This is a genomic window from Roseateles sp. (genome assembly GCF_036404855.1).
In the GTDB taxonomy this organism is placed as follows: Bacteria; Pseudomonadota; Gammaproteobacteria; order Burkholderiales; family Burkholderiaceae_C; genus Pelomonas.
The window spans coordinates 1-5,160 of sequence record NZ_DASWYS010000366.1; the positions used below are offsets into that span (position 1 = coordinate 1).

Consider the following 5,160-nt stretch of genomic DNA (forward strand, 5'->3'; position numbering starts at 1 on the left):
CCTGCTCTGCCCGAGATTGCCCGTGCCGGCTTCCGGACGCTGATCTGCAACCGCCCAGACGGTGAAGGCAACGATCAGCCCGTGTTCGCCGAGCTGGAGGCCGCGGCCCGCGGCCTGGGCATCACCATGCACTACCTGCCCGCCGAATCGGGCAAGGTCACCGACGAGCAGGGCCGCGAGTTTGGCGCGCTGATGGCCGTAAGCCCCAAGCCTGTGCTGGCCTTCTGCCGCACCGGCATGCGCTCGTCGACGATGTGGGCGCTGTCTCAGTCTGGCACGATGCCTCTGCCGCAGATCATCGAGCGCGCAGCTGTCGCGGGATTCGACCTCAAAGGCGTCGTACGCCGCCTCGTCAACGGCGGCAAGACGCCGGTGGAGGTGGCCGACGCGAAGCATGCGGTCGTCATCATTGGCGGCGGTGCGGCGGGCATCGCCGTGGCGTCCAGCCTGCTGGCGCGCGACCCTGGACTGGACATTGCGGTCATCGACCCCGCCGACGTCCATTACTACCAGCCCGGGTGGACGCTAGTGGGCAGCGGCGTCTTCGACGCATCGCGCACTGCGCGCACGATGGCCTCGGTGCTGCCGCGCGGCGTGCATTGGCTGAAGGCCGCCGTGGCGGCCTTCGAGCCGGAGCGCGACGCGGTCATCCTCGACGGCTGCCGTGTCGTCAAGTACGGGCAGCTCATCGTCTGCCCCGGCCTGAAGCTGGACTGGCACGGCGTTGACGGCCTCGTCGAGACCTTGGGCCGCCACGGCGTCACGTCCAATTACCGCTACGACCTGGCGCCCTACACCTGGCAGCTCGTGCAGGGGCTGCGCGGCGGCCGCGCCGTGTTCACCCAGCCGCCCATGCCTATCAAGTGTGCCGGCGCGCCGCAGAAGGCGATGTACCTGTCGGCCGACCAATGGCGCCGAGCAGGTGTGCTGCGCGACGTGGACATCCAGTTCTGCAACGCCGGCGCCGTACTCTTCGGTGTGCCCGATTACGTGCCCGCGCTGATGCAGTACGTGCAGGCCTACGGCATCCACCTGAACTTCGGCCAGACGCTCACGGCCGTCGACGGACCAGCCCGCAAGGCCACCTTCAGCCAGGCGAATGCTGACGGCAGCAAGACCCAGGTGGTGCGCGAGTTCGACATGATCCACGTCGTGCCGCCGCAGAAGGCGCCGGACTTCATCCGCGTCAGCCCGCTGGCCGACGCGGCGGGCTGGGTGGACGTGGACCCTGGGACGCTGCGCCACAGGCGCTTCCCCAATGTCTTCGCGCTGGGCGACGCCGCCAATACCAGCAACGCCAAGACGGCGGCCGCAGCCCGCAAGCAGGCGCCCGTGGTTGCCCACAACGTGCTCGCCACGCGCGGGGCGGCCAAGGGCGAGGCGCGCTACGACGGCTACGGCTCCTGCCCGCTGACCGTTGCGCGCGGCAAGATCGTGCTCGCCGAATTCACCTACGGCGGCAAGCTCGCGCCCAGCTTCCCGCGCTGGTTCATCGACGGTACGCGGCCGTCGCGCCTGGCTTGGTATCTCAAGGAGCGCATCCTGCCGCCGCTGTATTGGGACGGCATGCTCAAGGGCCGCGAGTGGTTGGCGCAGCCCGAGATGGTGGGCTGAGCCGGTGGCCTGGGACGTCACCGGCCTGAGCCTGTTGATGGGGGGCGCAGTCGGGGTCGTGCTGGCGCTGACCGGCGCTGGCGGTGGCATCCTGGCTGTGCCGTTGCTGGTGTTCGGCCTTCACCTGCAGATGGCCCAGGCGGCGCCGGTGGGACTGCTAGCAGTGGGCTTGGCCGCGAGCATCGGCGCCCTGCTCGGGTTGAGGGAGAGGGCGGTGCGCTACCGGGCGGCCCTGATGATCGGGTTGACCGGCATGCTCTTTGCGCCGCTGGGCGTGCGGCTCGCGCGCGAGTTGCCCGACGAACCGGTGATGGCGGCATTTGCCGCAGTGCTGGGCTGGGTCGCCTGGCGGAGCCTCCGTCAGCGCCACAAGCCGGCGGCCGCAGAGGCGTCCAAGGTTCCGGTCTGTGCGATGAACCCGGCCACCGGGCGGCTGTCGTGGCGGGCGCCCTGTACCGCGATGCTGGCGCTCACAGGTGGCCTGTCCGGCATGCTCAGCGGGCTGCTCGGGGTCGGGGGCGGCTTCGTCATCGTGCCCATGCTGTCCGGCATCAGCAACGTGCCGCCGCGCGGCGTGGTCGCGACGTCCATGGCCGTCATCGCCCTGGTGTCGCTGGGTGGCGTGCTGGGGGCGGCGACGCAGGGCGCGATGGCCTGGCCCGTGGCGCTGCCGTTCGCCGCGGGAGCAGTCCTGGCGATGTTGGCTGGCCGCCGGTTCAGTGCGCGTTGGAGCGGAAACCGCCTGCAACAGGCGTTTGGGGTCCTCGCGGCTGCGGTGGCGTTGTTGATGCTGCTGCGTGCCACGGGATGGGTGGGCCGATAGGCCCGCTATCGCCCCGCAGTGCCGAAGCTGACCCGGAGGCGGCCGTCAACGACCTTCACGTCACGCACCGTCATTTTGGCCAGCGCTCCCTTGGCCGATCCGGCATCGAGCGTATAGATGGGGCGGGATTGCAGCTGCGCATTGATCACTGCCGGTCCGCGCAGCTTCACAAGGGCGGCGTACTCCTCGGGGAGGCCCGCGAACTCTAGCGTCGTGATCTGCAGGTCGTCCAGGAAGAGTTGGCCCTCGCCGGGCACATAGCGCGGCCGCCCGGAGAAGCCCACGCGGCCGGTGCGCTCGTGCCCGCCCAGTCCCACCCGGGTGTCAACATCAAGGCCGATTCGATCGGCGCCTTCGGTCAACACGACGACGGGATTGGACAAGTCAAGGCAGGCGACGATGAGCTTGCAGTGGTGCGTCGGAAAGTGCGACGCAATGCGCGCCTGGAGCTCGACCTGGTCAATGTCGAGGTGGCCATCGGAGAGGCGGCTGACCACCGCGCAGGTGGTCATCGCCAAGGCGGTGAGCAAGACGGCGGAAAAGGCGACGAGGCGGCGGTTCATGGCGCAAGGCTACGCCTTCTCCGGGCTTCGGCTCAGCTGGCCTGCAGCCAGCTTGCGCCCAGGCCCAGGAGCGCGCACAAGAACAGCAACGGCATGACGCCCCACCTGAAGCGGAATAGCGCGATGCCGGCCCCGGCGGCGATCATGGCCGAGACCCAGTCGAAGCGGCCGGTCAGCCCTTGCGGCCACATCACATGCCAGGCGAAGAACAGCGCCAGGTTCAGGATGACGCCGACGACGGCGGCGGTGATGGCAGTCAGCGGTGCGGTGAACTGCAGCCTGCCGTGCGTGGACTCGATGAGCGGCCCGCCCGCCAGGATGAACACGAAGGACGGCAGGAAGGTGAAAAAGGTGACGACGCCAGCGGCCGTCGCGCCAGCCAGGAAGAGGGCGTCCGGGCCGAACAGCTGCTTGGTCCAGCCGCCCACGAACCCGACGAAGGCCACCACCATGATGAGCGGTCCGGGCGTCGTCTCGCCCAGGGCCAGGCCATCGATCATCTGGGTTCCCGTCAGCCATTGGTGCTGTTCGACGGCGCCCTGGTAGACATAGGGCAGCACGGCATAGGCCCCGCCGAAAGTCATCAGCGCTGCCTTGGTGAAGAACCAGCCCATCTGCGTCAGCGCGCCCTGCACGCCGCAGGCCAGCACAAGGGCTGCCATTGCGGCAGCCCACAGGCCGAAGCCGATGGCCAGCACCCGTGCCAGCCGGGCGCCGACAAAACGGGCATGGGGTGGCGTGGGCGTGTCGTCGTCGATGAGCGCCGGGCCGTAGCCTGACTGGGCAGCGCCGGCGGCCCCGTGGGCCGCGAAGACCTGCGGCGCGCGCCGGCCGCCGAAAAGGCCGGCGAGGGCGGCGGCCAGCAAGATGAGCGGGAAAGGGGCGTTCAGCGCAAAGATGGCGACGAAGGCCGCCGCGGCGATCGCCCAGAGCCAGGCGTTCTTCAGCACCCGCGTGCCGATGCGGTGGGCGGCGTGCAGGACCAGCGCAGTCACGGCTGGCTTGAGGCCGTAGAACAGCCCGGCCACCAACGGCAACTGTCCCCAGGCAAGGTAGACCCAGGACAGCGCCACCAGGATGAACAGCGAAGGCAGCACGAAGAGGACACCGGCGACCAGCCCGCCGCCGGCGCGGTGCATCAGCCAGCCGATGTAAGTGGCGAGCTGCTGGGCCTCCGGGCCGGGCAACAACATGCAGTAGTTCAGCGCGTGCAGGAAACGCCGTTCGCTGATCCAGCGGCGGCGCTCCACCAGCTCGGTGTGCATGATTGCGATCTGCCCGGCCGGACCACCAAAGCTGATGAAACCGAGTTTGAGCCAGAAGCGCAGGGCTTCCCAGAATCCGACGGGGCGGGGCGGCGAATCGATGGCGGGTCTCCGGCAGGAACGTCAGGCGGCAATGTAGGGCCGGTCACCAGCCCAACCGGGCCTCATACCCTGCGGCGCTTTCGGCATGCGTTCACTCGCGAACTTGATTGCCATGGGGCTTTGTCTGGCGGTAACGTTGCGCCACTGTTTGTCTCCTCCTCCCGTCAAGGGTGGATTCAACCCTTCGGACCGCTCCGCCGGCCGAAGGGTTTTTCTTGTCCGGTGCGTGACTGAACCCACATCCGGGGCGGTGTCGGAGGGCGCGCTGCGGGGACGGTTCGCCAAAGCGGTGTTTTTCGGCGCAGGCTTGGCCGCGCTGCATCTATCTTGGCGGCATGACGTTCCGCCACCGCCGACCGCTCCCGTTGCCCAGCTTCGGCCCGCGGCGCATCCGCTGTCTGCAGGGTTCGACCCGGTTGCTCATCGAGGACGCCTGCCTCAGCCGTGAACGGCCGCTGCAGGTGGAGCTGCGCCAGCTGGAGCGCTTCTCGGCGCTGATGGCTGCCCAGGGTTGGCCCGCGCATGTATCGCGCCTGGCCTATGACCGCATCTACGCTGGCGAGCGCTTCGGCTTTGCCAAGCGCGTCGGGCGGGGCGAGCTGCCGGAGTTGGCGCGCCAGCTGATCGCCTGCTGGAGGGCCGGGCGGGCCGCGGGACTCGACCTGCCGGCCTGACAAAGCGACCCTGCTGCAGGCCGGCGGCCTCCGCTGAGTTGGGGATCTGGGCGGGGTGGCCCGGTGGCGCCGTCCGCGGATTTGCGCGAGGCTAGGGCGCCCACACCGGGTGTCGCCTC

5 protein-coding genes are annotated in these 5,160 nt (G+C 69.3%); 3 read left to right on the forward strand and 2 right to left on the reverse strand.

The genetic code is table 11. The features are described from left to right. The first annotated feature begins 6 nt into the window (after positions 1 to 6). Both VGF12_RS24515 and VGF12_RS24520 read left to right on the forward strand, forming a co-directional pair. Positions 7 to 1,614 carry a bifunctional protein tyrosine phosphatase family protein/NAD(P)/FAD-dependent oxidoreductase gene (locus VGF12_RS24515; protein WP_331178670.1) on the forward strand — a complete coding sequence of 536 codons (1,608 nt, stop codon included), beginning with the start codon at positions 7 to 9 and terminating at the stop codon, positions 1,612 to 1,614. 4 nt (positions 1,615 to 1,618) lie between these two features. Further along, the gene (locus VGF12_RS24520) at positions 1,619 to 2,437 is read left to right on the forward strand and encodes a sulfite exporter TauE/SafE family protein (RefSeq protein WP_331178667.1); all 819 of its coding nucleotides are present in this window, start codon (positions 1,619 to 1,621) and stop codon (positions 2,435 to 2,437) included. Positions 2,438 to 2,442: 5 nt separating this feature from the next. Here the strand turns inward: VGF12_RS24520 and VGF12_RS24525 are convergent, their stop codons facing one another. Together VGF12_RS24525 and chrA are read right to left on the reverse strand one after the other, a co-directional pair. Further along, positions 2,443 to 3,000 (reverse strand): DUF1439 domain-containing protein, encoded by a 558-nt coding sequence (locus VGF12_RS24525; RefSeq protein ID WP_331178668.1) that lies wholly within the window; start codon positions 2,998 to 3,000, stop codon positions 2,443 to 2,445. A gap of 32 nt (positions 3,001 to 3,032) precedes the next feature. Then, positions 3,033 to 4,367 (reverse strand): chromate efflux transporter, encoded by a 1,335-nt coding sequence (gene chrA, locus VGF12_RS24530; RefSeq protein WP_331178671.1) that lies wholly within the window; start codon positions 4,365 to 4,367, stop codon positions 3,033 to 3,035. Between the two features lie 335 nt (positions 4,368 to 4,702). On the opposite strand from chrA, the gene VGF12_RS24535 reads away from it, so the two are divergent. Beyond that, positions 4,703 to 5,041, forward strand: coding sequence for a hypothetical protein (locus VGF12_RS24535; protein ID WP_331178669.1), 339 nt, complete (start codon positions 4,703 to 4,705; stop codon positions 5,039 to 5,041). Positions 5,042 to 5,160: the final 119 nt, after the last annotated feature.

Coding starts and splice junctions, on each gene's coding strand:
- VGF12_RS24525 (WP_331178668.1), bottom strand. CDS start 3,000: ATGAACCGCCGCCTCGTCGCCTTTTCCGCCGTCTTGCTCACCGCCTTG.
- VGF12_RS24535 (WP_331178669.1), top strand. CDS start 4,703: ATGACGTTCCGCCACCGCCGACCGCTCCCGTTGCCCAGCTTCGGCCCG.